The following is a 25,874-nucleotide window of genomic DNA, read 5'->3' as shown; positions in this document are numbered from 1 at the left end:
GCAGGGCCGGGGGCACGGGGATCGACACGATCACCGGCGACGCCATCGCTCACAGGGGGAACAGACCATGGACATCGGCGCACGAGCCTTACTGGCCACCGCCCTCGTCACCGCCGCGGTGACTCTGGCGGGCACGACGGCGACCGCGGCACCCGAGGTGCCGTACACCGAGCGCGCCAGCATCGCCCAGGGCGACGGGCAGCTGGCCGAGGCGTCGTTCGGGGCGGCGGCCACGGACCTGGGCGTCGCGTTCACCTCGAACGGGGCCGCCTACAGCGGGGACGCCAACGGACAGTCCGACGTGTACTACCGCAGCTCGGCCGGGACGTCCGTGGTCAGCTACGCGGCGCAGGCCGGCGGCGGCACGGGCGACGGCCCCTCCTACGATCCCTCGGCCTGCTCCACCGGCCGCTTCATCGCCTTCGTCTCCCAGGCCGCCAACCTGACGACCACCCCGCGCCAGGACCACGAACCGCTGATCTACCTGCGCAACCGCAGCGTCGGCAAGATCGGCTCGCTGCCCCGCAGCTACGAGGGCGTGCCGTTCACGTCGATGGGCGATCCGGCGATCAGCTTCGACTGCCAGTGGGTCGCCTTCGTGGCCACGCTCCCCTCCACCCCCGACCACGTGGAGCAGTCGCGCGTCTACCGGTACCGCGTCTACGACGGCTCGGTCACGCCGGTCAGCCAGGTCTCCGAGGACGGTTCGCGCGCCGCGGGCCGGCCCTCGATCAGTGCCGACGGCCGGTACATCGCCTACCAGTACGCGATCCCGCACCGTGGCGGACCGGCCAACCACAGCGACGTCTACGTCCGCGACATGGACACCGGGACCCTGGAGAAGGCCTCCGTGGCGCGCGACGGGGGAGCGGCGAACCGCGAGTCCACCGGACCGTCGATCAGCGCCGACGGCCGCACGGTGGCCTTCGACTCGTACGCCTCGAACCTCACCCGCGGGGACACCAACGGCAGTGCCGACGTCTTCGTCCGCGATCTCGACCGCGGCCGCACCCGGCTGATCAAGGGCCAGGGCAAGGGCGCGGGCAGGGGCACCTTCACCTACGGGGCCTCGCTCAGCGCGGACGGGCTCCGGGTCGCCTACGAGTCCGGGCGCCTGGCCGATCCGTCGGCACCGCGCCAGGTCTGGCTCGCGGATCTGTCCACCGGCAGGGCGCGGCTCGTCAGCGCGGACCCGCGGGGCGGCCCGGGCGACGGCTCGTCGACGAGCCCGTCCATCCGGCCGGACGGACTGGCGGTCTCCTTCGAGTCGTACGCCGACGACCTGGTGACGGGCGACACGAACGGCACCGCCGACGTGTTCGTACGGCACCTGGGCTGACGCCCGCGCCGACACCTGTGCCGCACTCCACAGTGTTCGCATCATGAGACGGACGGTGAGCACGGGGCGGTCTGTGCCAGACTGCCTCCGTGCTCTCGTTCGCCACGATTATTGGCAGCAGGCGCGCCGGTCCGCAGTGACCACCACGTACGACCAGGTACGGGTGGCCATCGTCGTCCTCGACCCGCGCGCAGACCTCTCGCACCCGCGAGGGGTTTTTTCGTTTTCCGGCCCACCTTCAGCCGGACGGCGAGCGCGAGGGACCATGGAGGGACGGTGGAGCCGGTCATTCCGGTACGACCGAGAAAAGACATCAGGAGCCTAGGGACCATGACCGAGACGGAAACCCACGAGCTGGACGACTCGTTCCACGTCTTCGACACCACCCTGCGCGACGGCGCGCAGCGCGAGGGCATCAACCTCACCGTCGCGGACAAGCTGTCCATCGCACGGCACCTGGACGACTTCGGCGTGGGCTTCATCGAGGGCGGCTGGCCGGGCGCCAACCCCCGGGACACCGAGTTCTTCGCCCGCGCCCAGCAGGAGATCGACTTCAAGCACGCCCAGCTGGTCGCCTTCGGCGCCACCCGCCGGGCCAACGCCAAGGCGGCGGAGGACCCCCAGGTCAGGGCGCTGCTGGAGTCCGGCGCCCCGGTCATCACCCTGGTCGCCAAGTCCCATGACCGGCACGTCGAGCTGGCGCTGCGCACCACCCTCGACGAGAACCTGGAGATGGTCCGCGACACGGTGTCCTTCCTGAAGGGCCAGGGCCGCCGGGTCTTCGTCGACTGCGAGCACTTCTTCGACGGCTACCGCGCCAACCCCGAGTACGCCAAGGCCGTCGTACGGGCCGCCTCGGAGGCCGGCGCCGACGTGGTCGTCCTCTGCGACACCAACGGCGGCATGCTCCCCGCCCAGGTCCAGGCCGTGGTCTCGACGGTCCTCGCCGACACCGGCGCCCGGCTCGGCATCCACGCCCAGGACGACACCGGCTGCGCGGTCGCCAACACCCTCGCCGCCGTCGACGCGGGCGCCACCCACGTCCAGTGCACGGCCAACGGCTACGGCGAGCGGGTCGGCAACGCCAACCTGTTCCCGGTGGTAGCCGCCCTGGAGCTCAAGTACGGCAAGCCGGTGCTGCCGGAGGGCCGGCTCCGCGAGATGACCCGCATCTCGCACGCCATCGCCGAGGTCGTCAACCTCACGCCCTCCACCCACCAGCCCTACGTGGGCGTCTCGGCCTTCGCGCACAAGGCCGGCCTGCACGCCTCCGCCATCAAGGTCGACCCCGACCTCTACCAGCACACCGACCCCGCCCTCGTCGGCAACACCATGCGCATGCTGGTCTCCGACATGGCCGGCCGCGCCTCGATCGAACTCAAGGGCAAGGAACTCGGCGTCGACCTCGGCGGCGACCGCGAACTGGTCGGCCGGGTGGTGGAGCGGGTCAAGGAGCGCGAGCTCCAGGGCTACACCTACGAGGCCGCCGACGCCTCCTTCGAGCTGCTGCTGCGCGCCGAGGTCGAGGGCAAGCCGCGCTCGTACTTCCGCGTGGAGTCCTGGCGGGCCATCGTCGAGGACCGCCCCGACGGCACCCACGCCAACGAGGCCACGGTCAAGCTCTGGGCCAAGAGCGAGCGCATCGTCGCCACGGCCGAGGGCAACGGCCCGGTCAACGCCCTGGACCGCGCCCTGCGCGTGGGCCTCGAGAAGATCTACCCGCAGCTCGCCAAGCTGGACCTGGTCGACTACAAGGTCCGCATCCTGGAGGGCAAGCACGGCACCGAGTCCACCACCCGGGTCCTGATCTCGACCTCCGACGGCACCGCCGAATGGTCGACGGTGGGCGTCGCGGAGAACGTCATCGCCGCCTCCTGGCAGGCCCTGGAGGACGCGTACACCTACGGCCTGCTGCGCGCGGGGGTCGAGCCGGCGGAATAGTCGGGAGGACTGCCCGGCGTCGGCTCGGCCGACGCCGGGTGGGTAGGGGTTGTGAACAGGTGGTGACCGCCGTTGATTGAACGCGTTCTGGCGCGCATGAGTGAGCGTGCCGGGCGCTGGCAGGCGTGCCCCGGGCAGGGAACGGAAGTTCTTGCGTCGAATACGTGACCTTCACTGGTGGCGGTCGTTGGGCGGGGTGACGGATTTCGGTGACACCGGGTCGGGGGTGTGGGCGGTGGGTGGGCTGCGGGAGGCGGCGGCACCGTTCGTGGTGTCCGGTCCTGCGGGGGTCACGGTCCGTACCCGGTTCAGAGGTCTGACCAGTGAGGACGCGAGGGTGCTGTGCCTGGTCGGTGACTACCTCGCATCGCTTGCCTCCCGTGATCTGAAGACCCGGTGCGCGGCCGGGCCGGACCACGACAGTGAGCAGTGGGCGCGGCGCAAGCGTGCCCTGAGCGAGGAGTCGTCTTCCCGCTGGGCCGGGTCGGTCACGAAGGTCAGCCACGACCAGCGGGCGCTCGCCCGGCGCGGCCAGCTCGCGTACATCCAGAGCCTTCAGACAGGGATCGCCACGATCACGCATCGGTTGTCCCTGCCTCTGGGCGAGAAGGGCGGCAAGCACGCTCCGGGCGGCTACCGCTCACGCAAGGAGTGGCACTCCAAGTCCCGCCGTCTGCACGTTCTCAAGGACCGGCTGGAGGCGGCGCGGGCCGACTGGCAGGCCGGGGTCGTACACGTGGTGCGCGGCGGCAAACGCCTGCTGACCACACGGCACCACCTGAAGGCGGCGCGGCTGACCGAAGAGGAGTGGCGTCGGCGGTGGCAGGCCGAACGACGGTTCCTCCAGGCCGACGGCGAGTCCGGCAAGCGCTACGGCAACGAGACCATCCGCGTCACCCTCGACGGCGAAGTCTCCCTCAAGCTCCCCGCGCCGCTGGCGCATCTGGCGAACGCCCCGCACGGCCGGTACGTCCTCACCGCCCGGGTGTCCTTCGCACACCGGGGCGAGCAGTGGGCCGACCGTGTCACCGCGAACCGGGCCGTGGCCTACCGCATCCACGAAGACACCGCACGCGGCCGCTGGTACCTGACCGCCTCCTGGACCCTTCCGCCCGTCCGGACGATCCCGTTGGCGACGGCCCGCGCGAACGGGCTGGTCGGCGTCGACACCAACGCAGACCACCTCGCCGCCTGGCGCCTCGACCGGCACGGCAACCCGGTCGGTGAACCGCTCCGGTTCGCATACGACCTCACCGGCACTGCTCAGCACCGCGACGCACAGGTGAGGCACGCGCTGATCCGGCTGCTGCACTGGGCCAGACGTCATGGCCTTGCGATCGCCGTCGAGGACCTCGACTTCACCGCGGAGAAGACCCGGGAGAAGTACGGGCGCAGGAAGCGGTTCCGGAAGCTGATCTCCGGCATGCCCGTGGCCAGGCTGCGGGCCCGGCTCGTGTCCATGGCGGCCGAACTCGGCATTCCAGTCATCGCTGTCGACCCCGCCTACACCTCCCGGTGGGGTGCCCAGCACTGGCAAAAGGCTCTCACCAGTAAAACTCGTAAGACCGCTCGTCACGACGCGGCAGCGGTGGCGATCGGAAGGCGCGCCCTGGGGCACCCGATCCGGCGTCGGACGGCACCGCCCCGTACCCACCAGAGCGATGGGTGCGGGCATCGGACCGTCCAGGCCCGACCGGGCACCCCGGGGCGTGAGGGAAGCCGCCCCCGCATCCCCGGACCACGGACACGATCCGTCGGCGCCGGACGCGGAGCGAACGCGGTCGACCAGAACGCCCAGCACCGTCCGGGGCGTTCGGCTGAGCGTGAATCCTGGCAACAGGACTCACTCCCGCTCAGTCTCTAGGAACGGTTCAGCTGGAGCGCCTGCCTGCTCAGCGGGACGACGTCCGCGAGATCGTGGGAGATCGAGAAGCTGTTGAGGTTCGGGTCGGTCTGCCTGGCTGGTACGTCCTCGTACATGTGCCCGTACCGTGCCAGGTCCGAGGCGCCCATCGGATTGCGCAGGAACGACAGGCCGATCCCGTTCGTCGGCGAGAATCGGAGCGTACGGGGGGCTCCTCGTCGGCACGTGGGGGGTGCTTCGCATGGGCACATCGCCCTTCCTGACGGGACGTCTTGACGGGTGTGCGAGCCGTTAGTTAACTCACGTCGTGATCTAAGCCATGAGTGAACTGTGAGAGCCCCGAGTGAACCAGAGAGTCGAGGGAAGGTCCATGCCAAGAGCCGCCCTGCTCGTCTCCACCGCCCTACTCGCAGCCCTGATCCCCCTGTCGGCCGCCAGCGCCGCCGACGACCCGGCCCCCACCCCCGTCGACCGCTTCGAGGGCGAGGTCCCCTTCGCCTCCCAGCCCGCCGAGGGCATCTTCACCTGGGGGAGCGACAGCGACGACCCGCCCGCCCTCCAGTTCGCCGACCGCGCCGACGCCCCCGAGGGCGCCAAGGTCCTCGCCGGGACCTACGACATCAGCGGCTACGGCGGCTTCACCCACGACTACGCCGCCACCGAACCCGCCCACGACTGGTCCGCCCACCAGGGCATCCGCTTCTGGTGGGACGGCCAGGACAACGGCAAGAAGATCGCCTTCGAGATCAAGGACGGCGGCGCCAACGGCGAGGCCTCCGAGCTGTGGACGACGTCCTTCACCGACGACTTCACCGGCTGGAAGCAGATCGAGATCCCGTTCTCGGACTTCGTCTACCGGACCGACTACCAGCCGGTCGGAGGCATCGACCACCTCCTCGGCCTGACCCAGATGTGGGGCTACGCGGTCACGCTCCCGGTCGGCGTGCAGGGCCATTTCGCCATGGACGACGTGGAGTTGTACGGCAAGGCGGACCAGGCACTGCGGGCCTCCGTCACCACGGACGCGGCCGTCTACCCGGTCAAGGAGGGCGGTACGGCGACCGTGAAGGTCACCGTCGCCACCACCGGCTCGGCCCCGATCGACGACCCGGTGACCGTCGCCTACGAGACGTCCGGCGGGACCGCCGCCGCCGGCAAGGACTACAAGACGGTCTCCGGCACCGTCACCTTCCCCGCCGGCACGGCCTCCGGGGCCACGCAGACCATCAAGGTGCCCACGCTGAAGGACCGTTCGGCCGAATCGGCAGAGACCATCCCGCTGAAGCTCGCGGTCACCGGCGCCAAGGCCCCCGCCGAGACCCCGCAGGTGGTCATCGACGCGCACGGACTGCCGTATCTGGACAGCAAGTTGCCGGTGAAGAAGCGGGTCGCCGATCTCCTCTCCCGGATGTCCCTGGCGGAGAAGGTCGGCCAGATGACCCAGGCCGAGCGCGGTGCGGTGGGCACCGGCGGTGACGTCACCGCGTACGACCTCGGCTCCCTGCTCTCCGGCGGCGGCTCGACCCCCACGCCCAACACGGCCGCGGCCTGGGCGCAGATGATCGACTCCTTCCAGCTCCGGGCGCAGGCGACCCGGTACCAGATCCCGCTGATCTACGGCGTCGACGCGGTGCACGGCCACAACAACCTGGCCGGTGCCACGATCATGCCGCACAACATCGGCATCGGCGCCACCCGCGACCCCGGGCTCGCCGAGAAGACCGGCGCGGTGACCGCCTCCGAGGTCCGCGCCACCGGCATCCCCTGGGACTTCGCGCCCTGCCTCTGTGTCACCCGTGACGAACGCTGGGGCCGTTCCTACGAGTCCTTCGGCGAGGACCCGGCCCTGGTGAAGTCCATGGAGACCATCATCCAGGGCCTCCAGGGACGGGCCGACGGACGTGACCTGAAGGACGACGACAAGGTCCTGGCCACCGCCAAGCACTTCGTCGGCGACGGCGGCACCGCCTACGGCTCCTCCACGACCGGGTCGTACACCGTCGACCAGGGCGTCACCACGGTCACCCGGCAGCAGCTGGAGGCCGTCCACCTGGCACCGTTCCAGACCGCCGTCGACCGGGGCATCGGCACCGTCATGCCCTCCTACTCCTCCCTGGACATCGTCGGCGACGGCCAGGGCCCGGTGAAGATGCACGCCCGCACCGACATGATCACCGGGGTGCTGAAGGGGCAGATGGGCTTCCAGGGCTTCGTGATCAGTGACTGGAACGCCATGGACCAGCTCCCCGGCGACTACGCCGCCCACGTGCGCACGGCCGTCGACGCGGGCGTCGACATGATGATGGTCCCGTACGGCTACAAGGACTTCACGGCGTCCCTGACCGACCAGGTGACGGCGGGCACCGTCAGCGAGCAGCGCATCGACGACGCGGTGTCCCGCATCCTCACCCAGAAGTTCAGGCTGGGCCTCTTCGAGCACCCGTACGCCGACACCAGCGGTGCCGCGCAGATCGGCTCCGCCAAGCACCGGGCCGTCGCCCGGCAGGCGGCCGCCGAGTCCCAGGTGCTGCTGAAGAACTCCGACAGCGTCCTGCCCCTGAAGAAGTCGGAGAAGGTGTACGTCGCCGGGTCCAACGCCGACGACCTCGGCAACCAGACCGGCGGCTGGACCCTCACCTGGCAGGGCCAGTCCGGTACCCACACCACCGGCACCACCATCCTCCAGGGCATGAAGAACGCCGGGGGAGACGTCACCTACTCCAAGGACGCCTCGGCGCCCACGAGCGGTTACGACGTCGGGGTGGTCGTGGTCGGCGAGACCCCGTACGCCGAGGGCGTCGGAGACGTCGGCAACGGCAACGACCTCACGCTGACCCCCGCCGACCAGGCCGCCGTGGACAAGGTGTGCGCGGCCATGAGGTGCGCGGTGCTGATCGTCTCCGGGCGCCCGCAGCTGATCGGCGACCGGCTCGGCGAGATCGACTCCCTGGTGGCGTCCTGGCTGCCGGGCACCGAGGGCGACGGCGTGGCCGACGTGCTCTACGGGAAGAAGGCCTTCACCGGGCAGCTCCCGGTCACCTGGCCGAAGTCCGAGGCGCAGCTGCCGATCAACGTGGGCGACGCGTCGTACGACCCGCAGTACCCCTACGGCTGGGGTCTGACCACCCTGACCAGGGCCCCCAAGGGCGGCGAGGCCACCCTGAAGTCGCTCGGCGCGGCCGCGAGGGCGGCTGAACGGGCGGGCTCCGACGCGGCCGGCCGGAGGCTGGTCGCCAAGGCGCGGCTGCTGGTCCAGGCGAAGATCGGGCAGTCGATCACGACCGCCGTCTCCAAGCCCTTCGCCGACGCCGACCACCTGCTGCTGACCGGCAAGTACGGCGCGGCGGTGGAGAAGCTGACGGAGGCGTACCGGGCAGCGTAGAGGGAGAGCGCTCTTTGGGAGGCTTCGGGGTAGTTTCGAAGCATGAAGGCGGTGCGACGGACCACCCGAAGCCTCCCGGGGCTGCTGTTCCTGGCGTTCGCGCTGGCGCTGGTCGCCCTGACCGCGTCCGTCCCGCGGGCGTCCGCGGTCACCGGCGTCTCGGCGATCGCGGACGCCCTGCGCAAGAACCCGGTGTACGTCGACCCGGCGGCCGCGGCCCAGCTCTCCACGGCCGACGCCGACACCCTGGCCCGGCAGATCAAGGACGCCGACAAACCTCTGTTCATCGCCGTCCTGCCGGCCGGCTACCCGACCCAGAACCTCTTCACGAACCTGCGCACCGCCACCGGCGTCACCGGCCTCTACGCGATCCGCCTCGGCGACCGCTTCGACGCCCGCGCCGACTCCTCGGTGCTCTCCCGGACGGCCGTGCAGAACCTGGTCACCAGCGTCCAGGGCGAGACCGCCAGGACCCAGCTGACCGACTTCACCGACCGCGCCCTGACCAACATGGGCGGCAAGGCCCCCGCGGCCTGGGGCGGCGGCAGCTCGGGCGGTTCGGGCGTCTCCGGTACGGCGCTGATCACCATCGGGGCCGTGGTCGTGGCCGGCGGGGCGGGCGCCTACGCGCTGGTCCGCCGTAACCGCCGGCGCCACGAGGAGGAGCAGCGGGCCGCCCTGGACCGGCTCCGGGTGGTCGTGGACGAGGACATCACCGCGTTCGGCGAGGAACTGGACCGCCTCGACTTCCACCCGGCCGAGCCCGGCGCCGACGACGCGATGCGCGCCGACTACGAGCGCGCCCTGAACGCCTACGAGCAGGCGAAGTCCGCCATGGCCGAGGCCCGCAGACCGGAGGACGTCCGCGGGGTCACCCAGGCCCTGGAGGACGGCCGCTTCTCGCTCGCCCAGCTGGCCGCCCGCCGCGAGGGCCGCCCGCTCCCGGAGCGCCGCCCGCCCTGCTTCTTCGACCCCCGGCACGGCCCCTCGGTCACGGACGCCACCTGGGTCCCGCCCGGCGGCGCACCCCGCGAGGTCCCGGTCTGCGCGGCCGACGCGACCCGCCTGGCCGACGGCCGCGACCCGGTGGTCCGCGAGGTCGACACCGACTACGGCCGCCGCCCCTACTGGGACGCGGGCCCGGCCTACGGCCCCTGGGCGGGCGGCTACTTCGGCGGCGGCATCCTCCCCGGTCTCCTCCTCGGCACCGCCCTGGGCGGCTGGATGTCCGCGCCCGCCTACGCGGCCGACTACGGCACCGGGTACGGCGACTTCGGCGCCGGCGGCTACCAGGGCGGCGACCTGTCGGGCGCGGACTTCGACCCCGGGGACTTCGGGGACTTCGGCGGGGGCGGCGACTTCGGCGGCGGGGGCGGGGACAGCGGGGACTTCGGCGGCGGTTTCTGAGCCGCGCCGGCTACTCCAGGCCCCCCAGCCGCTCCAGCACACCGGCGGCGAGCAGCAGCACCCCGCGCTCGGTCTCGCCCAGCGCCCCGAACGCCCCGGCCAGCCAGGCGTCCCGCTGGGCCATGTCGGCCTCCAGCGCGCGCCGCCCCGCCTCGGTCAGGCTCAGCACGGACTGCCGCCCGTCGGTCGGGTCCGGCGCCCGGCCGACCAGCCCCTCCGCCTCCAGCTCCGCGAAGACCCGGGTCAGCGACTGCGGCCGCTGCCGCTCGGCCGCCGCCACCTCGCCGGGCGTGGACGGCCCGTGCCGGTACAGATGGCCGAGCACCGTCAGCTGATTCGCACTGAGGCTCCCGTCCCCGCGCTCCTGCCGCAGCCGACGGTTGAACCGGAGGACGGCACGACGGACACGGGCGGCTTCGGCGAGATGCTCCATGAGCTTGATCGTACGCTATTGCTTACTATCTATCCGGCAACCATCCCGTAGTCTGCATCAAGTGACCGCCAAACTCATACGCAACGCGTACGAAGCAGGGTTGACGATGACGGCCGTGCTGCTCTCCTGGGGAGCCGCGCTGGTACTGGAGGGGGCCGCCGGGCTGCACACCGACGTGCTGGTCCTCGCGGTCGCCCTCACCCTGACCCTCGCCGCCGGCCAGCGCACCGCCGACACCCGCCGACGGCTGACGTCACTGGTGGTGCTGCCCGTGACGGCCGCCGCCTCGGTCTTCGTCGGCCGGCTGCTCGCCTCCCACTACGCCGAGGGCGCGGCCGTCTACACGGCCGGCATGGCACTGGCCATCTGGATCCGCCGCTACGGCCCGCTCGCCACCAAGACCGGCACGCTGCTGGCCCTGCCCCTGGTGGCCCTGCTGGTGGTCCCCGGCCCCGCACTACCGCCAGAGGCGCAGAGCGGCCTTGTGACCTGGGGCTGGTCCGCGCTGGTCGGGCTCATGGCGTGCTGTTCGGTGTGGCTGGTGCAGGCCCTGGGCGACCGCTTCGGCCCCTGGCGCGCGGCCCCGGCCCCCGAGCCTCCCCCACGCCCTTCCCGCCTCCACCCGCGCCCGAGCACCCGCATGGCCCTCCAGATGGCCGCCGCGATCGCCGCCGCCTTCACCCTCGGCCACCTGCTCTTCGACGACCACTGGCCCTGGGTCGTGCTGACCGCCTACGTCGCCGCGAGCGGCAACCGCGGCCGGACCGACGTCCTGCGCAAGGGCATCGAGCGCCTGGCGGGCGCCTGCGTGGGCACGCTCCTGGCGGCGGGCGTCGCGGAGGCCGGCGTCACGGGCCGCACCGCGGTCGCCCTGATGTTCACGACCCTCGCGATCGCCCTCTGGCTCCGCCCCCTCACCTACGCCTACTGGGCCGCCGGCATGACCTGCGCCCTGTCCCTCCTCCTCGGCTACTTCGGCCAGGACGCCCTCCACCTCCTCCCCACCCGCCTGGAGGGCATCGCGGTGGGCGCGGTCCTGTCGGTGGTGTCGGCGTGGTGGCTGCTGCCGGTGCCGCGCAGCCGGGTCCCGGTCAGCCTGCCGGTACGACAGGATGCGAACTCTGTCAGCAGGCCGTAGGCCCGGGAATCAAGGCGGGCTCTGAGGAAGGCGTTTCACTGTACGAGCAGGTCCCGGACCCGCTGTGCTTCTACCGTGTCACCGGCGCGGTCATAGGCTTGAGCAGCCGCCGAAACGGCCCGCGCCGCTGCCATGTCGTCGTCCTCGGCCCGACGGATGGTGGCGACGCCCATCCAGGCATGTCCCACGCCGGGCCAGTCCTCGTTCGCCTCGAAGACGGCCCGGGCGTGCTGGAGCGCCGCGAGCGCTTCCTGGACTCGGCCGAGATGGAGCAACGCGAGACCGCAGTTGAAAGATGCCGTCGCTTCACCACATGCGTCACCGAGTTCGACGTTTCCGTGCTGTACGAACGATTGCAGGGTTGCCGCCGCTTCGAACTCCTGGAGCCTGTGCAGGGTCAGAGCCGCCCGGTCTGCCACCACGACCGAGGCGTAGAGGTTGTCCAGTTTGATGTAGAGAGTAAGTGCCCGCAGGTACTCGCGCAGGGCGTCTCTTGAATGATCGGCGGCTGACAGGACATCGCCCAGTTGGGCCCTGGCTTTGGCTTCTCCGAGTTTGTCCCCGAGGGAGACGAAGCCATCGAGTGCTTCGTCCGCAGCCTTGTGTGCTTCTTCCTGTCGGCCCAACTGCAGAAGCACGTCCGAGTAGTTTGCTTGAGCGCCGGATTCCTTGTGGGGATTCCCCGGCTCCCTGTACATACGGAGACCTTGCTCGTAGGCCGAGGCGGCCTCGGTGAATCGCCGCAGGTTGCGCAGGGTGGCCCCGATGTTGATCCACGTCCCCGCCTCATGGCTCGGATCGTCGGACTCGGAGAAGGCGCGCTGGGCGTCGCGCAGAAGGGCAAGGGCCTCCTCGTGTCGTCCCAGACCGTCGAGGGCGGTCCCCATGGCGTCGGCCGCGAGGGCGGCCCAGGGACCCTCGCCCCGTGCGATCGCTGCGGTGTTCGCCGCTTGAGCTGCGTGAAGTGCTTCGGTGTGGCGAAACCACAGGCAAAGGTGCCCACTGAGCAAGAGAGCCAGATCCATGGCTCGTCCCGACTCTTCGGGGTCGTGACTCCTGGTCCACGACACGGCGCTGAGGAGAGCGGGACGCTCGTGGACGAGCCACTGCAGCGCGCCCCGTGTGCTGCCCGAGAAGAGATCCGGGGAGCCTTCGAGCGGTGTACGCCGTATGCAATGGTTGGCCGCCATGAGACAGGCGATCTGCATCTCAAGGAAGCGCTGCCGTGCCGCAGCCGCCTCCCTTTGTGCTTCAGGGTCATCGGCCGCGAGCCTGTGGGCATAGAGCCAGACCAAGTCGTGCAACTTGAAGCAGTTGCCCAGCGGATCCACCGTGACCACTGACGCGGCCGCCAGATCGTCCAGTAAGGCCGCCACCTCGTGTCTGGGCAGGTCCACCAGCGCAGCGGCGGACTGCACCATGCTGTGGGGACTGGGTGCCTGGCCCAACAGGCGGAAAATCCGCCTGAGTTCCGGATCGAGCTGGCGGTACATGACATCGAACACCGGCTGGAGTGCGAGTTCTCGCCGGTACTGGTCGACGCCGGACGCGTGAAATGCCTGCACCCTGTCGGTCGCGGCCCGTAATTCAGCCGTCAGTGTGGCGATGGAACGCCACCTTTTGCGGCGTCGTAACAGGGCGACGGAGATCAGCAACGCAAGAGGCAGACCACCGCAGAGTTCCGCCAGTTCCCGTGTGGCGTCGGGTTCTCTACTGGCGCGGTGGTCGTCGGGGTCGGTTCTGCGTAGGGACTTGTCCACGAGGAGGCAGGCGGCGTCCGGGGTCAGGACCTCGATGACGAACTGCCGCACCGGCAGTGAGTCCTGTGCGTCCCGCGAGGTGACGATCAGGGAGTGCCCCCGGCCTTCTCCCGGTAGCAGGTGCGTGATGTGCGCGGGGGCGCCGACATTGTCGACCACGATCAGGAGGGTGTCACGGGCCGCGAGTTCGCTGCGATAGCGAGCAAAGAGGCCGTCGGCTGTCATCGGGAGCGCACCGGCCTCGTTCACGCCGAGCTGCCCCAGCAGTGTCAGCACTGCCTCCTCGGCCGTGCCGGGCGTCTCGTCATATCCGTGCAGGTCCACGAAGAGCGCGCCGCCGGGAAACCAGCCCTGGTCCCGCGCGACGTGGGCGGCGTGCAGCGCGAGGGCTGTCTTGCCCACTCCGGGCAGCCCGGCCAAGGCTATGACCGAGAGTCCGGAATCCCTGTCGTCCACCGGCCTGAGGGCGTCGAGCAACCGGGTGGAGTCCTCCTCTCGCCCGGTGAAGTCGGCAGGCCTGGCGGGCAGCCCGCAAGCCGTACCGTGCGGGGGCGGGGAGGAGGCCTGATGAACACTTCCGGCCACAGGCCCGTGGAAGGTGCTCCCCCGGAAGTCGATGTAGTCCCTGTTCCCCACCGGCTCACCGCCGTCCGTGCCTCTCTCGGCACCCGACATCTTGGACCGTCCGCTTCGTCGATCTTCGGATCTTCGGATCTGCGTGTCCATCCGAAGGTGACCTCGTTAAGGGAAGCGTATTTCCGGGAAACGTACTTCCCTAAGTTCCCCAGGAGGGATGCATGCCCCGCGGTCTCCGCCTTCCGAAGCCCCCCGACATGTTCGCCCGCGACTGGGAATGGAGTGAGCTCACCGCCTTTGCGGCCGACGAGGGATCGGAGGCCACCATGGCCGTCGTCTCCGGTCGACGGCGGCAGGGCAAGTCCTTCCTGCTCGATTCGCTCGCCCGGGCGGCCGGTGGTTTCTACTTCTGTGCCTACGAGGCGACGGAGGCAGAGTCCCTGCGTCGCTTCGGTGAGGAACTGGGCCAGTACAGCGACAGCATCGCCCCCATGCGGTTCGACCGCTGGGAGCAGGCCGTCGACGCACTTCTGGCCCTGGGAAGGGGGCGGCCCCTCCCCGTTGTCATCGACGAGTTCCCGTACCTCGCCAGAGCGACCCCCGCGCTGCCCTCGATCGTGCAGGTGGCGTACGGCCCGCGGCGGCCGGAGCGACTGGAGTCCCGTACTCGACTCCTCCTCTGCGGAAGCTCCCTCTCCTTCATGGGCAAGCTGCTCAGCGGCACTTCGCCGCTCCGCGGTCGCGCCGGTCTCGAACTCGTCGTCCAACCGCTCGACTTCCGCCAGGCCGCCGCCTTCTGGGGCATCGAGGACCACCGGCTCGCGCTTCTCGTCCACAGCGTCGTCGGCGGGACTCCGGCCTATCGCAGGGAGTTCGTACGTGACGACACCCCTGTCGACCTGGCCGACTTCGACGCCTGGGTCTGCCGTACCGCGCTCTCGCCCCGCTCTCCGCTCTACCGTGAGGCCCGCTATCTGCTGGCGGACGAGTCCGACCTGCGGGACCGGGCCCTGTACCACTCCGTTCTGGCGGCGCTCGCGTCCGGCAATGCCACGGCGGGGCGGATCGCAGGCTGTCTGGAGCGGCCCACCAGCGACATCACCCATCCCCTCACCGTCCTCCAGGACTGCGGACTGGTACGCCGGGAGACGGACGCCTTCCGCAGAAATCGCAGCGTCTACCGCGTCGGCGAGCCGCTCATCGCCTTCGACCATGCCATCTCCCGGCCCAGACTCCCTCTGCTGGACCGGGGCCTGGCGGAGCAGGTCTGGGAGAGTTCCCGTTCCCGGTTCCTCTCCGCTGTCGTGGGACCGCACTTCGAGCAGATCTGCCGCGAGTGGGTCACTCACTTCGCCGCTCCGGAGACTTTCGGAGGCATGCCGATCGATGTCTCGTACGGGACCGTCCCGGACCAGGCGGAGCGCACCGGACATGAGATCGACGTGGTCGTCCGGGGGGCTGTTGGCCAGGACAGCGGAGTGCTGCTGTCCCTGGGCGAGGCCAAGTGGGACCAGGTCATGGGGCTGGGGCATCTGGAGCGACTGCGTCACGTCAGCGCGTTGCTGGCCGGACGCGGAGTCGACGTGTCCGCCGTCCAGATCGCCTGCTACAGCGGAGCCGGGTTCACCGACGATCTCCGGGCTGCAGGCGACCGGGGAGAAGTGGTCCTGGTCGACCTGGCGCGCCTCTACGAAGGTGAGTGAGCCAGGCGACCGGCCTACACTTGAGGGTCTGGGGGAGGGGACCCCACCCCAGGAGGACGCGATGGTGCGGCAGACGAGGCTGGCCGGGGAGACCGAGGAGTACGTCGGCGCCCGTGAGGAGCTGCGGCTGGCCGAGACCGAGCTGATGCGGCACCGGGAGGAGGTCGCGGCGCTGCGGCGGGCGCTCCCGCAGGGGCCGGCCGTCGACGACTACGTCTTCCTCGAAGGGCCCGCCGACCTGGACGCGGGGGACACCCCGGTGCGCGAGGTCGCGCTGAGCGAGCTGTTCTCCGGCCCCGAACGGCCGCTGATCGTCTACCACTTCATGTACGGCAAGCTCCAGACCGGCGCCTGCCCGATGTGCACGATGTGGATCGACGGCTACAACGGCATCGCCCACCACCTGGCCCGGAACGCGGACCTGGTCATCGCCGCGGCTGCGGACCCGCCCACCCTCCGCCGGTACGCCCGCGATCGCGGCTGGCACCGGCTGCGGTTGCTCAGCTGTGGTGACAGCACGTTCAAGTACGACCTGGGCAGCGAGGACAAGGACGGCGCGCAGGACTCCACGGTCTCCGTCTTCACCCGTGCGGACGACGGCACCGTCCGGCACACCTACTCCGCCCATCCGCGCATGGCCGAGGACATCCAGGAGCGCGGCATCGACCTGCTGACGCCCGTATGGCACCTCCTCGACCTCACCCCACGGGGGCGCGGCGACTGGTACGCGAGCCTCGACTACTAGGACACGGCACGGCACCCGGGACATCCGGACGGATATGGCCGAGCGCCGCCCTCAGGGGAGTGGAGGGCGGCGCTCAGTGGTCGGGGCCGGCGGTACGGCGCCGCGGGGTCACGCGTTCTTGATCGCCGAGATGTCGAAGTTCAGCTTGATCTTGTCGGAGACGAGGACGCCACCGGTCTCCAGCGTCGCGTTCCAGGTGACGCCCCAGTCGGAGCGCTTGATCTCGGCCTTGCCCTCGAAGCCGACGCGCTCGTTGCCGAACGGGTCCTTGGCGGCGCCGTTGAACTCCAGGTCGATGGTGACCGGCTTGGTGACACCGAGGATCGTGAGGTCGCCGGTGATGCGGTAGTCCTCGCCGCCGAGGGCCTCCGCCTCGGTGGAGCGGAAGGTCATCGTCGGGAACTCTTCGATCTTGAAGAAGTCCGCCGACTTCAGGTGACCGTCACGGTCGGGGCTGCCGGTGGTGATGCTCGCCATCTTGATGTCGAGCGAGGCCGTGGACTTCGACGGGTTCTCGCCGTCCAGGTGCAGGGTGCCCTCGAACTCCTGGAAGCTGCCCTTGACGTTGGTGACCATCGCGTGGCGGGCCACGAAGCCGAGCGTGGTGTGCGCCGGGTCGATCGTGTAGTCGCCGGTCAGCGCAGCCGTGTCGGCGCCGGTGCCGGCGGCGGTCGTGTCGTCGTTCTTGCGGCCGAAGATGCCCATGAGGTGCTCCTTGGGGGGACGGGTCGCGGCTTCGAAGCGGTAGATACGGAAGGCGCGGCCTTGATGTTTAACGTTCAACGAACTCAACGAGAGACACCGTAGACCTATTCCATTCAACCTTCAACATCATCGGTTTGCGTGTCGCGGGAATTACTCACCGTAAGGTCGCGCCGACCGATATGGCGGCCGGGACCCGCTGGCGGGAGCGGCTAGGCTCTGTGTGGGTGAACCGCCGTCCGGAGTCCTGTGTCACTCCGCGGGTGGTATGGGCCACCGGGGAATGTGAGGCGCGTCTCAGTCGATGCCTTTGTGGTACCCCTACAACGGCGAGGCCCCCTGAGCAGTCGGAACGGCTGCATGCCGTTCTGGTTCTGTTCAGTGGTTCCAGGAAAACGCGTCGGAGACTGTACGGAGTCGACGTCTCGCATTCCTTGGTGTCCTTCGTAAGGTCACTACATGACCGTTTTGGAAGAGACGACGGGCGAGCCCACCGGTGAGCCGACGGACGCGCGCGGGCGGGTCGCCGAGCTGCACGAGATCCGTGCGGCGGCGGTGGCGGGACCCAGCGAGAAGGCGACCGAGGCGCAGCGGGCCAAGGGCAAGCTGACGGCCCGGGAGCGCATCGAGCTGCTCCTGGACCCGGGTTCCTTCCAGGAGGTCGAGCAGCTGCGCCGGCACCGCGCGGTCGGCTTCGGCCTGGAGGCCAAGAAGCCGTACACCGACGGTGTCATCACCGGCTGGGGCACGGTCGAGGGCCGTACCGTCTTCGTCTACGCCCATGACTTCCGGATCTTCGGCGGCGCGCTGGGCGAGGCCCACGCCACCAAGATCCACAAGATCATGGACATGGCCATCGCGGCCGGTGCCCCGCTGGTGTCGCTGAACGACGGCGCCGGCGCCCGCATCCAGGAGGGCGTCTCCGCCCTCGCGGGCTACGGCGGTATCTTCCAGCGCAACACCAAGGCCTCCGGCGTCATCCCGCAGATCTCCGTGATGCTCGGTCCGTGCGCGGGCGGCGCGGCCTACTCGCCCGCCCTCACGGACTTCGTCTTCATGGTCCGCGAGACCTCGCAGATGTTCATCACGGGACCGGACGTCGTCAAGGCGGTCACCGGCGAGGAGATCACCCAGAACGGGCTCGGCGGCGCCGACGTCCACGCGGAGACCTCCGGCGTCTGCCACTTCGCCTACGACGACGAGGAGACCTGCATCGCGGAGGTCCGCTACCTCCTCTCCCTCCTCCCGCAGAACAACCGCGAGAACCCGCCGCGCGTCGAGTCCACGGACGCGGTCGACCGCCGCAGCGACGTCCTCCTCGACCTGGTCCCGGCGGACGGCAACCGGCCGTACGACATGGCCAAGGTCATCGAGGAGATCGTCGACGACGGCGAGTACCTGGAGGTCCACGAGCGCTGGGCGCGGAACATCATCTGCGCGCTGGCCCGGATCGACGGCCAGGTGGTGGGCATCGTCGCCAACCAGCCGCAGGTGCTGGCCGGCGTCCTGGACATCGAGGCGAGCGAAAAAGCTGCGCGCTTTGTGCAGATGTGTGACGCTTTCAATGTTCCGATCGTCACATTCCTGGACGTACCGGGCTTCCTCCCCGGTGTCGACCAGGAGCACGGCGGGATCATCCGCCACGGCGCGAAGCTCCTCTACGCCTACTGCAACGCGACCGTGCCCCGGATCTCCCTGATCCTGCGCAAGGCGTACGGAGGTGCCTACATCGTCATGGACTCCCAGTCGATCGGCGCCGACCTCACGTACGCCTGGCCGACCAACGAGATCGCGGTCATGGGTGCCGAAGGTGCCGCCAACGTGATCTTCCGTCGGGAGATCGCCTCCGCCGAGGACCCCGAGGCCATGCGGGCCCGCATGGTCAAGGAGTACAAGTCCGAGCTGATGCACCCCTACTACGCGGCCGAGCGCGGCCTGGTCGACGACGTCATCGACCCGGCCGAGACCCGCGAGGTACTCGCCAGGTCGCTGGCGATGCTCCAGACCAAGCACGCCGACCTGCCGTCCCGTAAGCACGGCAACCCCCCGCAGTAATCCTGCGGAAACCTCTCTCACGGAGACTGACACCCATGAACGTGCCTGACATCCGCGTCGAGAAGGGCAATGCCGACCCGGAGGAAGTCGCCGCCATAACGGCGGTCCTCCTGGCCCGTGCGGCCGCCCGGCCGACCGCCGACACCGAGCAGACCCACCGTGGCCGCGCCAAGGCCGGCTGGCGCCGCCTGGAGCGCGAGAACGGCTTCCGCGCCCCGCACAGCTGGCACGGCTAGGGCTGCGCCGCCTGGCCGACAGCACGTAGGAGAAGGGCCCCTCTGGCTTCAGAGGGGCCCTTCTCTCGTGTGCGCCAAGGGCTGTCGGCCGGTTCGGCACCGCCGGACACCACCGTCGGGCTGAGCGCCGTTGCGGCGGAGAAAGACCTTCAAAGCTCGGGCCCCTTCAAAGAAGGGGCCCTGGAACGCGCCCCTTCAGGGGCGCGGGGAACTGCGCGACAAGCCACGGACTACCCGCAGTCGGCGAGCGGCCAGCCGTGGCAGCCCGAGAACCGGACCTAACGGAGCCGAGCCATCAGGGCGTGCTCCACGAGAGTGATCAGCGCCGACTTCGCATCGGCACGATGCCTCGCATCCGTCGTGATGATCGGCGTGTCCGGCCCGATCTGCAGGGCCTCGCGGACCTCTTCGGGGTTGTAGGGCTGGCTGCCGTCGAAGCCGTTGAGGGCGACGACGAAGGGCAGGCCCGAGTTCTCGAAGTAGTCGACCGCGGGGAAGCAGTCGGCGAGGCGGCGGGTGTCGACCAGGACGATCGCGCCGATCGCGCCGCGTACCAGGTCGTCCCACATGAACCAGAAGCGGTCCTGGCCGGGGGTGCCGAACAGGTACAGGATCAGGTCCTGGTCCAGGGTGATACGGCCGAAGTCCATGGCGACCGTGGTGGTCGTCTTGTCCCCGGTATGGGTGAGGTCGTCGATGCCGGCAGACGCGGACGTCATCACGGCCTCTGTGCGCAGCGGGTTGATCTCCGAAACGGCCCCGACGAACGTGGTCTTGCCCACGCCGAAGCCGCCCGCCACCACGATCTTCGCGGAGGTGGTGGAGCGGGAAGGACCGCCGCTAGAGCTTGCGAAGTCCACTGAGCACCCTTTCGAGCAGTGTCACGTCTGGCTGGCCACCGGCGTTCTCGTCGCCGCCGGGCTGATGGATGGCGACCAGGCCCGCCTCCGCCAAGTCGGCGACGAGGATCCTGGCCACGCCGAGAGGGATCGACAGCAGGGCCGAGACTTCGGCCACCGACTTGATCTCCCGGCAGAGGTTGCAGATCCGCTGATGCTCGGGCAGCTGGCCCTGCATCTGGTGCGGCTGCGCGGTGGTGTGCACCAGCGCCTCGATGGCGAGCTGGTACCGCGGGCGGGTCCGGCCACCGGTCATGGCGTACGGACGCACCAGGGGGTTGTTGGACCCCGAGGCCGGCGCCGGTTCGGGGCGGCGCTGCGGCTGCACCGGCTGGATGCGCGGCGCCGGCGGCTGGTCGTACGGCGAGGGGCCGGGGCCCTGCGGTGCGTACGGCTGCCGGTGGCTCGGCGTGGAGGGGAAGTTGTACCGGTTCCCGGAACCGTCGCCCTGGCCCTGCGCAGGACCGTACGACCAGTTGCCGTTATTAGAACCGCCTGGGGGTGTTGCCACTTTCTCTCCTCCTCCGACCGCGCCGGGCACCCATCCTTGTGGAGCCGCGTCCCGAAACCTTACGGCCCCGGGACGCCAAAACGCACCGTCTGACTGTTAGTTGAGAAGGCTTCCTTGGAGTTCCTGGCGCAGATCCGGGGTAAGAACGGTGCCCGCGCGGTCCACCAAAAGGGCCATCTCGTACCCAATCAGGCCGATGTCGGCCTCCGGGTGGGCCAGGACCGCCAGCGATGATCCATCGGAAACGGACATGATGAACAGGAATCCCCGCTCCATCTCCACAACCGTCTGATTCACGCTTCCCCCCTCGAAGATCCGGGAGGCGCCTGCCGTCAGGGACGTCAGACCGGAAGCCACGGCCGCGAGCTGGTCGGCGCGGTCGCGGGGGAAGCCTTCGGACATCGCCAGAAGGAGTCCGTCGGCGGAGACCACCACCGTGTGGGACACCCCCGGGGTGTTGTCCACGAAGTTGGTGATCAACCAGTTCAGGTTCTGTGCCGCCTGGCTCATCGGGCTCACACTAACGCTCCTGGTTGTAGGTGCTGTCAGGACCGAAGCCCTGGCCGTTCGTTTCACTGCCTGCGTTGCGCCCGCGCTCGACGCCGCGACGCAGGTTGCTCAGCCTGCCCCGGATGTCCTCCGGGGCGCGGGAGACCTGTGGGCCTCCCTGAGGGGTGCTCTCGGCGGCTCCCTCGACCAGGTTGGCCTTGGGTACCCGCCTGGGCAGACCGGAGGAGGTGACCCCGCCCGCCTTGGGCCTCCGCAGCGCCGAGGCCTGCTGCCAGCGCTCGTCGTTCTGCGAACGCCAGGAGCTGTCGCCGACCGGCTCCGGAGCGGAGGCCGCCGGTGCCGGAGCCGCCGGAGCGGAGGCCTGCTGCACGGGACCCGCGCCGTTCGCGCCGCCGGAGCCCCGGCGGGGCAGTCCGGCGTCGGTCAGCTGGTGGCCCGCTGAGGGGGCCGCTCCCGGACGGTCGAAGCCTACGCGGTTCCGCTCGGCCACGTCACCGGCCTGCGCCGACTCCGCTTCCGGAGCGTACTGGGCCGGGTAGCCGTTCGTGTAACCGTCCTGCTGCGGCCAGTCGTCCTGGTAGGCCTGCTCGCCGAAGGCGGCGAACGCCTCGGCGGGCGCGGCCGTGGGCTCCTCCTGGGCCGGCTCCGCATAGGCGGGCTCCGGGTAGCCGCCGTTCACGGAGAACGCGTCGGGCGAGAACGTGTCGTTCTGCGGCAGGCCGCCGTTCGGCGCGTAGTACTGCTCGTCGTACGCGTCCTGCGACTGCTCCTGGTACGCCGGCTGCCCGTCGTAGCCCGTGGGCTGCTCCTGGAAGCCCGTACCGTTCGTGCCGTAGCCCTGTCGGCCGCTGTCGAACTCGTCGACGTACGCCGGGATCTCAGCGGTCTCCTGCGGGGCCTGAGGGAGCTCTGCGCCCTGCGTGGGCTGCGCCTGGGCCTCCAGGGCCGCACGGCGCTCCTCGCGCATCAGGGAGCGGCCCACGGGGTCCAGGTCCCGGATGTCGTCGGGGACCTCGATGTAGCGGCTGTCGTCGAACCCGAGTTCGGCCGCCGTACGCATCGGCTGGAGCTGCGGCTGGCCGAAGTTCTCGGCCTGGAACTGCTGCTCCGGGATGATCTGCGAGACGGTGAACTCGTCGCGGTCCAGCTGCTGCTCGCCGCCACCACCGTGGGTGATCGCGTCCGGCAGCATGACCAGCGAGGTGGTACCGGCCTGCTCGCCGGAGGGGCGCAGCTGGACGCGGATGCCGTGCCGGTCGGACAGCCGGCCGACCACGAACAGGCCCATGCGCTGGGAGATCGCGGCGTCCACGGTCGGCGGGTTGGCCAGCTTGTGGTTGATGTCCGCGAAGTCCTCGGCGGTGAGGCCGATGCCCTTGTCGTGGATCTCGATCATGACGCGGCCGTCGGGGAGACGGGTCGCGGTGACGCGGACCTTGGTCTGCGGGGAGGAGAACGTCGTCGCGTTCTCCAGGAGCTCGGCGAGCAGGTGCACGAGGTCGGTGACCGCGCGGCCGTGGATCTCGGCCTCCGGGACGCCGGAGAGCTCGACGCGCTCGTACTGCTCCACCTCGGAGGAGGCGGCGCGGAGCACGTCGACCAGCGGGACCGGCTGGTCCCAGCGGCGGCCGGGCTCCTCGCCGGCGAGGACGAGGAGGTTCTCGCCGTTGCGGCGCATACGGGTCGCCAGGTGGTCCAGCTTGAAGAGGTTCTCCAGCTGGTCCGGGTCGGCCTCGTTGTTCTCCAGGTCGGTGATCAGGGTCAGCTGGCCCTCGATCAGCGACTGGTTGCGGCGCGAAAGGTTGGTGAAGATCGCGTTGATGTTGCCCCGCAGCAGGGCCTGCTCGGCGGCGAGCCGGACGGCCTCACGGTGGACCTGGTCGAACGCGCGGGCGACTTCGCCGATCTCGTCGGTCGAGGTGATCGGGATCGGCGCCACCCGGGTGTCGACCCGGCCGGGGTCGGTGCGGGAGAGCTGGTCGACCAGCATCGGCAGGCGCTGCTCGGCGATGCCGAAGGCGGCGTTGCGCAGCTGGCGCATCGAGCGGGACATCTGGCGGGCCACCATGCCGGCCAGGATGAACGCGGCGAGCAGGGCGACCATGACCGCGGCGGCGGTGATGAACGCGGAGGTCTTGGCGTCGTCGGCGATGCTGGAGGCCTCGCTCACCGCCTTGTCGGCCATGTCCGACTCGATCGTGCGGTAGGCCTGGTACTTGAGGGTGTTGACCGTCCACCAGTTCTCGGCGGTGATGCCCTTCGCGGCCAGCGCCTGCCGGGTGGCGGGGTCGGTGTCCTGCAGGGTGGCCAGCGCCGTGACCATGGCGTTGTCGCCGGACGGCGGGGCCACGTAGTTCGGGTCCTTGGCCTTCGCCTGCTGGACCAGCGCCGCGCCGTCGGTCTTGATCTTCTTCGAGAGATCGGTCAGCTTCTGGGCGTCCGCCTCGGTACCACCGCCGATGTACTCCTCGACGGCGATGCCCTCGAGGTAGGCGTACGAGGAGAGGGCGACCCGCTGGTTGGCCAGGTTGCCGGCGTCCGGGCCGGGCTTGACCAGCAGGTGCATGCCGATCGACCGCTCCAGCGACAGGGACGCCTTGGTGAGCGCGATGGCGTAGACGGTACGGCCGTAGGAGGTGATGTTTCCGGTGCCCAGACCGAGCTCGTTGGCGAACTCCATCAGCGGGTGGGCGACCAGGGTGTATCCCTCTTCGGTCTTCACACCGCCGAGCTTGCTGGTGTACGCGGCGGCGCGCAGGTTCGTGAGGGTGGGCTCCTCTTCGCGGAACAGCTTCAGCCGGCGCTCCAGGCCCGGCTTCTGCGGCATGTTCTGCACGGCCGCGTCGAAGGCGTCGGCGGCCTTGTCGGTCTCGGCGCGTGCCTCCGTGACCGTCTTCTTGTCCTTGTCCAGGAGCAGCGGTGCCGCACTGACGTCACGCTCGTTGTAGAGGGCGTCGCCATAGGTGAGGGCGGCGCGGACCAGGCGCGCGGTGTTCTCCGCGTCCCGGGCCTCCTGCCAGGTGTCGATGGAGCTCTTCACCTGGAAGCCGCCCATGACCAGGCCGACGACCACGGGTATGAGCAGAATCGCGTTCAGCCTGGTCGGCACTCGCCAGTTCCGCGGGGAGAAGCGGCCGCCGCTCTTCGCGGGCGCGGCCAGTGGTTCCGCGGCTGGCACAGGGGTGGGCGCCGCAGCGCGCGGCGGCGGGGTGAAGTTGCCCCGTGCCGACGGCTCGGGACCGTTCTTGCTTCGCCTCACTCGACCAACAACCTCTCGGCGGCGGGCACCTATCGTCGTGCCGCAGTCTCTCAGAGCCCGGTGTGTCTCAGACCACTACTCAGTACGTCTTTGACTATTGGGCAGTTCAGGCATTCCAGCACGTGGTCCGGTGCACTTCCAAACAGTCCATTGGGGCAGAGAGCGCCGATGTAAGCCCCAGATAAAACGGTCATAAAGAGCGAGCCCCGCCAAATGGCGGGGCCAATGTGAGCGCAGCGGCACCACGCGACCGCGACGCGTGGCGATACCACTGGATTCCTCTGCCGAAACGTTATGAACACCGAAGCCGACCGTGTCAAAGGCCACAGTCGGCTCCGGTTTCCATACGACAACTGCCGTACACGATGACGGATTTGGCTACGCCGTCGTGGCTACCGCAGGCGCGCCATGAGGGCGTGCTCGACCAGCGTGATCAGCGCGCTCTTCGCGTCGGCGCGGTGCCGGGCGTCTGTCGTGATGATCGGCGCGTCCGGTCCGATCTGCAGCGCCTCGCGCACCTCTTCGGGTGTGTAGGGCTGGTGTCCGTCGAAGCCGTTGAGGGCGATGACGAACGGCAGGCCGCTGTTCTCGAAGTAGTCCACCGCCGGGAAACAGTCGGCCAGGCGCCGGGTGTCCACGAGCACCACCGCGCCGATGGCTCCCCTGACCAGGTCGTCCCACATGAACCAGAAACGGTCCTGACCGGGGGTGCCGAACAGGTACAGGATCAGGTCCTGGTCGAGGGTGATACGGCCGAAGTCCATGGCCACCGTGGTGGTGGTCTTGTCCCCGGTGTGGGTCAGGTCGTCGATGCCCGCCGAGGCGGACGTCATCACGGCCTCCGTGCGCAGCGGGTTGATCTCGGAGACCGCTCCCACGAACGTGGTCTTGCCGACGCCGAAGCCGCCCGCCACCACGATCTTCGCGGAGGTGGTGGCCCGACCTCCGTCAGAGCTTGCGAAGTCCACTGAGCACCCTTTCGAGCAGCGTCACGTCCGGTGCGCCGCCGTTGTTCTCGTCGCCGCCCGGCTGGTGGATGGCGACCAGGCCGGCCTCGGCGAGGTCGGCCACCAGGATCCGGGCCACACCCAGCGGCATGGCGAGCAGCGCCGAGACCTCGGCGACCGACTTCACCTCACGGCACAGGTGGCAGATGCGCTGGTGCTCCGGGAGCAGCCCCATGAGCGCTGCCGGGTCGGCCGTCGTGCTGATCAGCGCCTCGATGGCGAGCTGATAGCGCGGCCGGGTCCGGCCGCCGGTCATCGCGTAAGGACGTACCAGCGGCTGGTCGCCCTCGTCCCCGTACGGCTCCGCGTACGGATCATGAGAGGCGGTGGGCGGGGTCATCGTTCCTCCGGGCGGGACAGCAAGTCGGTCAGTCGTGCCGTCGGACGTGGCCGGTGGGGGGAATGTG

At 69.9% G+C, this 25,874-nt stretch carries 19 protein-coding genes and 1 pseudogene; 10 read left to right on the top strand and 10 right to left on the bottom strand.

Annotation, left to right across the window (positions count from 1 at the left end; genetic code table 11):
- The first annotated feature begins 67 nt into the window (after positions 1–67).
- From ABZ887_RS17780 to ABZ887_RS17770, 3 genes are all read left to right on the top strand, one after another.
- Positions 68–1,339, top strand: a complete 1,272-nt coding sequence (locus tag ABZ887_RS17780) for a hypothetical protein (protein WP_361289780.1) — start codon at positions 68–70, stop codon at positions 1,337–1,339.
- A 330-nt stretch (positions 1,340–1,669) separates the two neighbouring features.
- On the top strand, positions 1,670–3,280 hold the full coding sequence (cimA, locus tag ABZ887_RS17775) for a citramalate synthase (RefSeq protein ID WP_361289777.1): 1,611 nt from the start codon (positions 1,670–1,672) through the stop codon (positions 3,278–3,280).
- A 235-nt stretch (positions 3,281–3,515) separates the two neighbouring features.
- Positions 3,516–5,144 carry an IS200/IS605 family accessory protein TnpB-related protein gene (locus tag ABZ887_RS17770; protein WP_361289872.1) on the top strand — a complete coding sequence of 543 codons (1,629 nt, stop codon included), beginning with the start codon at positions 3,516–3,518 and terminating at the stop codon, positions 5,142–5,144.
- A gap of 5 nt (positions 5,145–5,149) precedes the next feature.
- On the opposite strand, the pseudogene ABZ887_RS17765 reads toward ABZ887_RS17770, so the two are convergent.
- Positions 5,150–5,338, bottom strand: a pseudogene (locus tag ABZ887_RS17765) (glucosylceramidase); the annotation flags it as partial.
- A 176-nt stretch (positions 5,339–5,514) separates the two neighbouring features.
- Here ABZ887_RS17765 and ABZ887_RS17760 point away from each other — a divergent pair.
- Both ABZ887_RS17760 and ABZ887_RS17755 read left to right on the top strand, forming a co-directional pair.
- Positions 5,515–8,526 (top strand): glycoside hydrolase family 3 N-terminal domain-containing protein, encoded by a 3,012-nt coding sequence (locus ABZ887_RS17760; RefSeq protein WP_361289774.1) that lies wholly within the window; start codon positions 5,515–5,517, stop codon positions 8,524–8,526.
- 42 nt (positions 8,527–8,568) lie between these two features.
- The gene (locus ABZ887_RS17755) at positions 8,569–9,933 is read left to right on the top strand and encodes a hypothetical protein (protein WP_361289771.1); all 1,365 of its coding nucleotides are present in this window, start codon (positions 8,569–8,571) and stop codon (positions 9,931–9,933) included.
- 10 nt (positions 9,934–9,943) lie between these two features.
- On the opposite strand, the gene ABZ887_RS17750 is transcribed toward ABZ887_RS17755, so the two are convergent.
- On the bottom strand, positions 9,944–10,366 hold the full coding sequence (locus ABZ887_RS17750) for a MarR family transcriptional regulator (protein WP_361289768.1): 423 nt from the start codon (positions 10,364–10,366) through the stop codon (positions 9,944–9,946).
- Positions 10,367–10,427: 61 nt separating this feature from the next.
- Here ABZ887_RS17750 and ABZ887_RS17745 point away from each other — a divergent pair, with 61 nt between their 5' ends.
- Positions 10,428–11,504, top strand: a complete 1,077-nt coding sequence (locus ABZ887_RS17745) for an FUSC family protein (protein WP_361289765.1) — start codon at positions 10,428–10,430, stop codon at positions 11,502–11,504.
- Between the two features lie 35 nt (positions 11,505–11,539).
- Here ABZ887_RS17745 and ABZ887_RS17740 read toward each other — a convergent pair whose 3' ends face one another.
- Entirely contained in the window at positions 11,540–13,741 is a 2,202-nt protein-coding gene (locus ABZ887_RS17740; protein ID WP_361289762.1) for a tetratricopeptide repeat protein, read from the bottom strand.
- A 320-nt stretch (positions 13,742–14,061) separates the two neighbouring features.
- On the opposite strand from ABZ887_RS17740, the gene ABZ887_RS17735 reads away from it, so the two are divergent.
- Together ABZ887_RS17735 and ABZ887_RS17730 are read left to right on the top strand one after the other, a co-directional pair.
- Entirely contained in the window at positions 14,062–15,543 is a 1,482-nt protein-coding gene (locus tag ABZ887_RS17735) for an ATP-binding protein (RefSeq protein ID WP_361289759.1), read from the top strand.
- Positions 15,544–15,604: 61 nt separating this feature from the next.
- A complete protein-coding gene (locus tag ABZ887_RS17730; RefSeq protein WP_361289756.1) occupies positions 15,605–16,288 on the top strand; it encodes a DUF899 family protein in 684 nt (227 codons plus the stop codon).
- Positions 16,289–16,396: 108 nt separating this feature from the next.
- Here ABZ887_RS17730 and ABZ887_RS17725 read toward each other — a convergent pair whose 3' ends face one another.
- Positions 16,397–16,993 (bottom strand): YceI family protein, encoded by a 597-nt coding sequence (locus ABZ887_RS17725; protein ID WP_361289753.1) that lies wholly within the window; start codon positions 16,991–16,993, stop codon positions 16,397–16,399.
- A 456-nt stretch (positions 16,994–17,449) separates the two neighbouring features.
- Here ABZ887_RS17725 and ABZ887_RS17720 point away from each other — a divergent pair, with 456 nt between their 5' ends.
- Positions 17,450–19,045 (top strand): acyl-CoA carboxylase subunit beta, encoded by a 1,596-nt coding sequence (locus tag ABZ887_RS17720; protein ID WP_361289750.1) that lies wholly within the window; start codon positions 17,450–17,452, stop codon positions 19,043–19,045.
- A 35-nt stretch (positions 19,046–19,080) separates the two neighbouring features.
- The gene (locus tag ABZ887_RS17715; RefSeq protein ID WP_046729245.1) at positions 19,081–19,281 is read left to right on the top strand and encodes an acyl-CoA carboxylase subunit epsilon; all 201 of its coding nucleotides are present in this window, start codon (positions 19,081–19,083) and stop codon (positions 19,279–19,281) included.
- 278 nt (positions 19,282–19,559) lie between these two features.
- On the opposite strand, the gene ABZ887_RS17710 is transcribed toward ABZ887_RS17715, so the two are convergent.
- From ABZ887_RS17710 to ABZ887_RS17685, 6 genes are all read right to left on the bottom strand, one after another.
- Positions 19,560–20,141 (bottom strand): ATP/GTP-binding protein, encoded by a 582-nt coding sequence (locus tag ABZ887_RS17710; RefSeq protein ID WP_123973912.1) that lies wholly within the window; start codon positions 20,139–20,141, stop codon positions 19,560–19,562.
- Complete coding sequence (locus tag ABZ887_RS17705; RefSeq protein ID WP_089098549.1) at positions 20,122–20,691, bottom strand: DUF742 domain-containing protein; 570 nt, start codon at positions 20,689–20,691, stop codon at positions 20,122–20,124. Before ABZ887_RS17705 ends, ABZ887_RS17710 begins: the two co-directional genes overlap by 20 nt.
- Before the next feature lie 96 nt (positions 20,692–20,787).
- Positions 20,788–21,201, bottom strand: coding sequence for a roadblock/LC7 domain-containing protein (locus ABZ887_RS17700; protein WP_093825739.1), 414 nt, complete (start codon positions 21,199–21,201; stop codon positions 20,788–20,790).
- A 10-nt stretch (positions 21,202–21,211) separates the two neighbouring features.
- Positions 21,212–24,460, bottom strand: coding sequence for a nitrate- and nitrite sensing domain-containing protein (locus tag ABZ887_RS17695; RefSeq protein WP_361289744.1), 3,249 nt, complete (start codon positions 24,458–24,460; stop codon positions 21,212–21,214).
- A 392-nt stretch (positions 24,461–24,852) separates the two neighbouring features.
- Positions 24,853–25,428: an ATP/GTP-binding protein gene (locus tag ABZ887_RS17690; protein WP_046729249.1), complete on the bottom strand. Its 576-nt coding sequence runs from the start codon at positions 25,426–25,428 to the stop codon at positions 24,853–24,855.
- Positions 25,409–25,807: a DUF742 domain-containing protein gene (locus ABZ887_RS17685; RefSeq protein WP_019058642.1), complete on the bottom strand. Its 399-nt coding sequence runs from the start codon at positions 25,805–25,807 to the stop codon at positions 25,409–25,411. The genes ABZ887_RS17690 and ABZ887_RS17685 overlap by 20 nt, the downstream gene beginning before the upstream one ends.
- Positions 25,808–25,874: the final 67 nt, after the last annotated feature.

The sequence above is a fragment of the Streptomyces sp. NPDC047061 genome (assembly GCF_040643955.1).
GTDB lineage: Bacteria > Actinomycetota > Actinomycetes > Streptomycetales > Streptomycetaceae > Streptomyces.
Note: the sequence above shows the minus strand (reverse complement) of the source record. Positions and strands in the feature narration are given on the sequence as shown.

Bases quoted from the DNA above. Each gene is read 5' to 3' on its own strand.
- ABZ887_RS17780 (WP_361289780.1), top strand. From the start codon at position 68: ATGGACATCGGCGCACGAGCCTTACTGGCCACCGCCCTCGTCACCGCC.
- ABZ887_RS17755 (WP_361289771.1), top strand. From the start codon at position 8,569: ATGAAGGCGGTGCGACGGACCACCCGAAGCCTCCCGGGGCTGCTGTTC.
- ABZ887_RS17700 (WP_093825739.1), bottom strand. From the start codon at position 21,201: ATGAGCCAGGCGGCACAGAACCTGAACTGGTTGATCACCAACTTCGTG.
- ABZ887_RS17730 (WP_361289756.1), top strand. From the start codon at position 15,605: ATGGTGCGGCAGACGAGGCTGGCCGGGGAGACCGAGGAGTACGTCGGC.
- ABZ887_RS17685 (WP_019058642.1), bottom strand. From the start codon at position 25,807: ATGACCCCGCCCACCGCCTCTCATGATCCGTACGCGGAGCCGTACGGG.
- ABZ887_RS17760 (WP_361289774.1), top strand. From the start codon at position 5,515: ATGCCAAGAGCCGCCCTGCTCGTCTCCACCGCCCTACTCGCAGCCCTG.
- ABZ887_RS17715 (WP_046729245.1), top strand. From the start codon at position 19,081: ATGAACGTGCCTGACATCCGCGTCGAGAAGGGCAATGCCGACCCGGAG.
- ABZ887_RS17750 (WP_361289768.1), bottom strand. From the start codon at position 10,366: ATGGAGCATCTCGCCGAAGCCGCCCGTGTCCGTCGTGCCGTCCTCCGG.
- ABZ887_RS17720 (WP_361289750.1), top strand. From the start codon at position 17,450: ATGACCGTTTTGGAAGAGACGACGGGCGAGCCCACCGGTGAGCCGACG.
- cimA (WP_361289777.1), top strand. From the start codon at position 1,670: ATGACCGAGACGGAAACCCACGAGCTGGACGACTCGTTCCACGTCTTC.
- ABZ887_RS17725 (WP_361289753.1), bottom strand. From the start codon at position 16,993: ATGGGCATCTTCGGCCGCAAGAACGACGACACGACCGCCGCCGGCACC.
- ABZ887_RS17735 (WP_361289759.1), top strand. From the start codon at position 14,062: ATGCCCCGCGGTCTCCGCCTTCCGAAGCCCCCCGACATGTTCGCCCGC.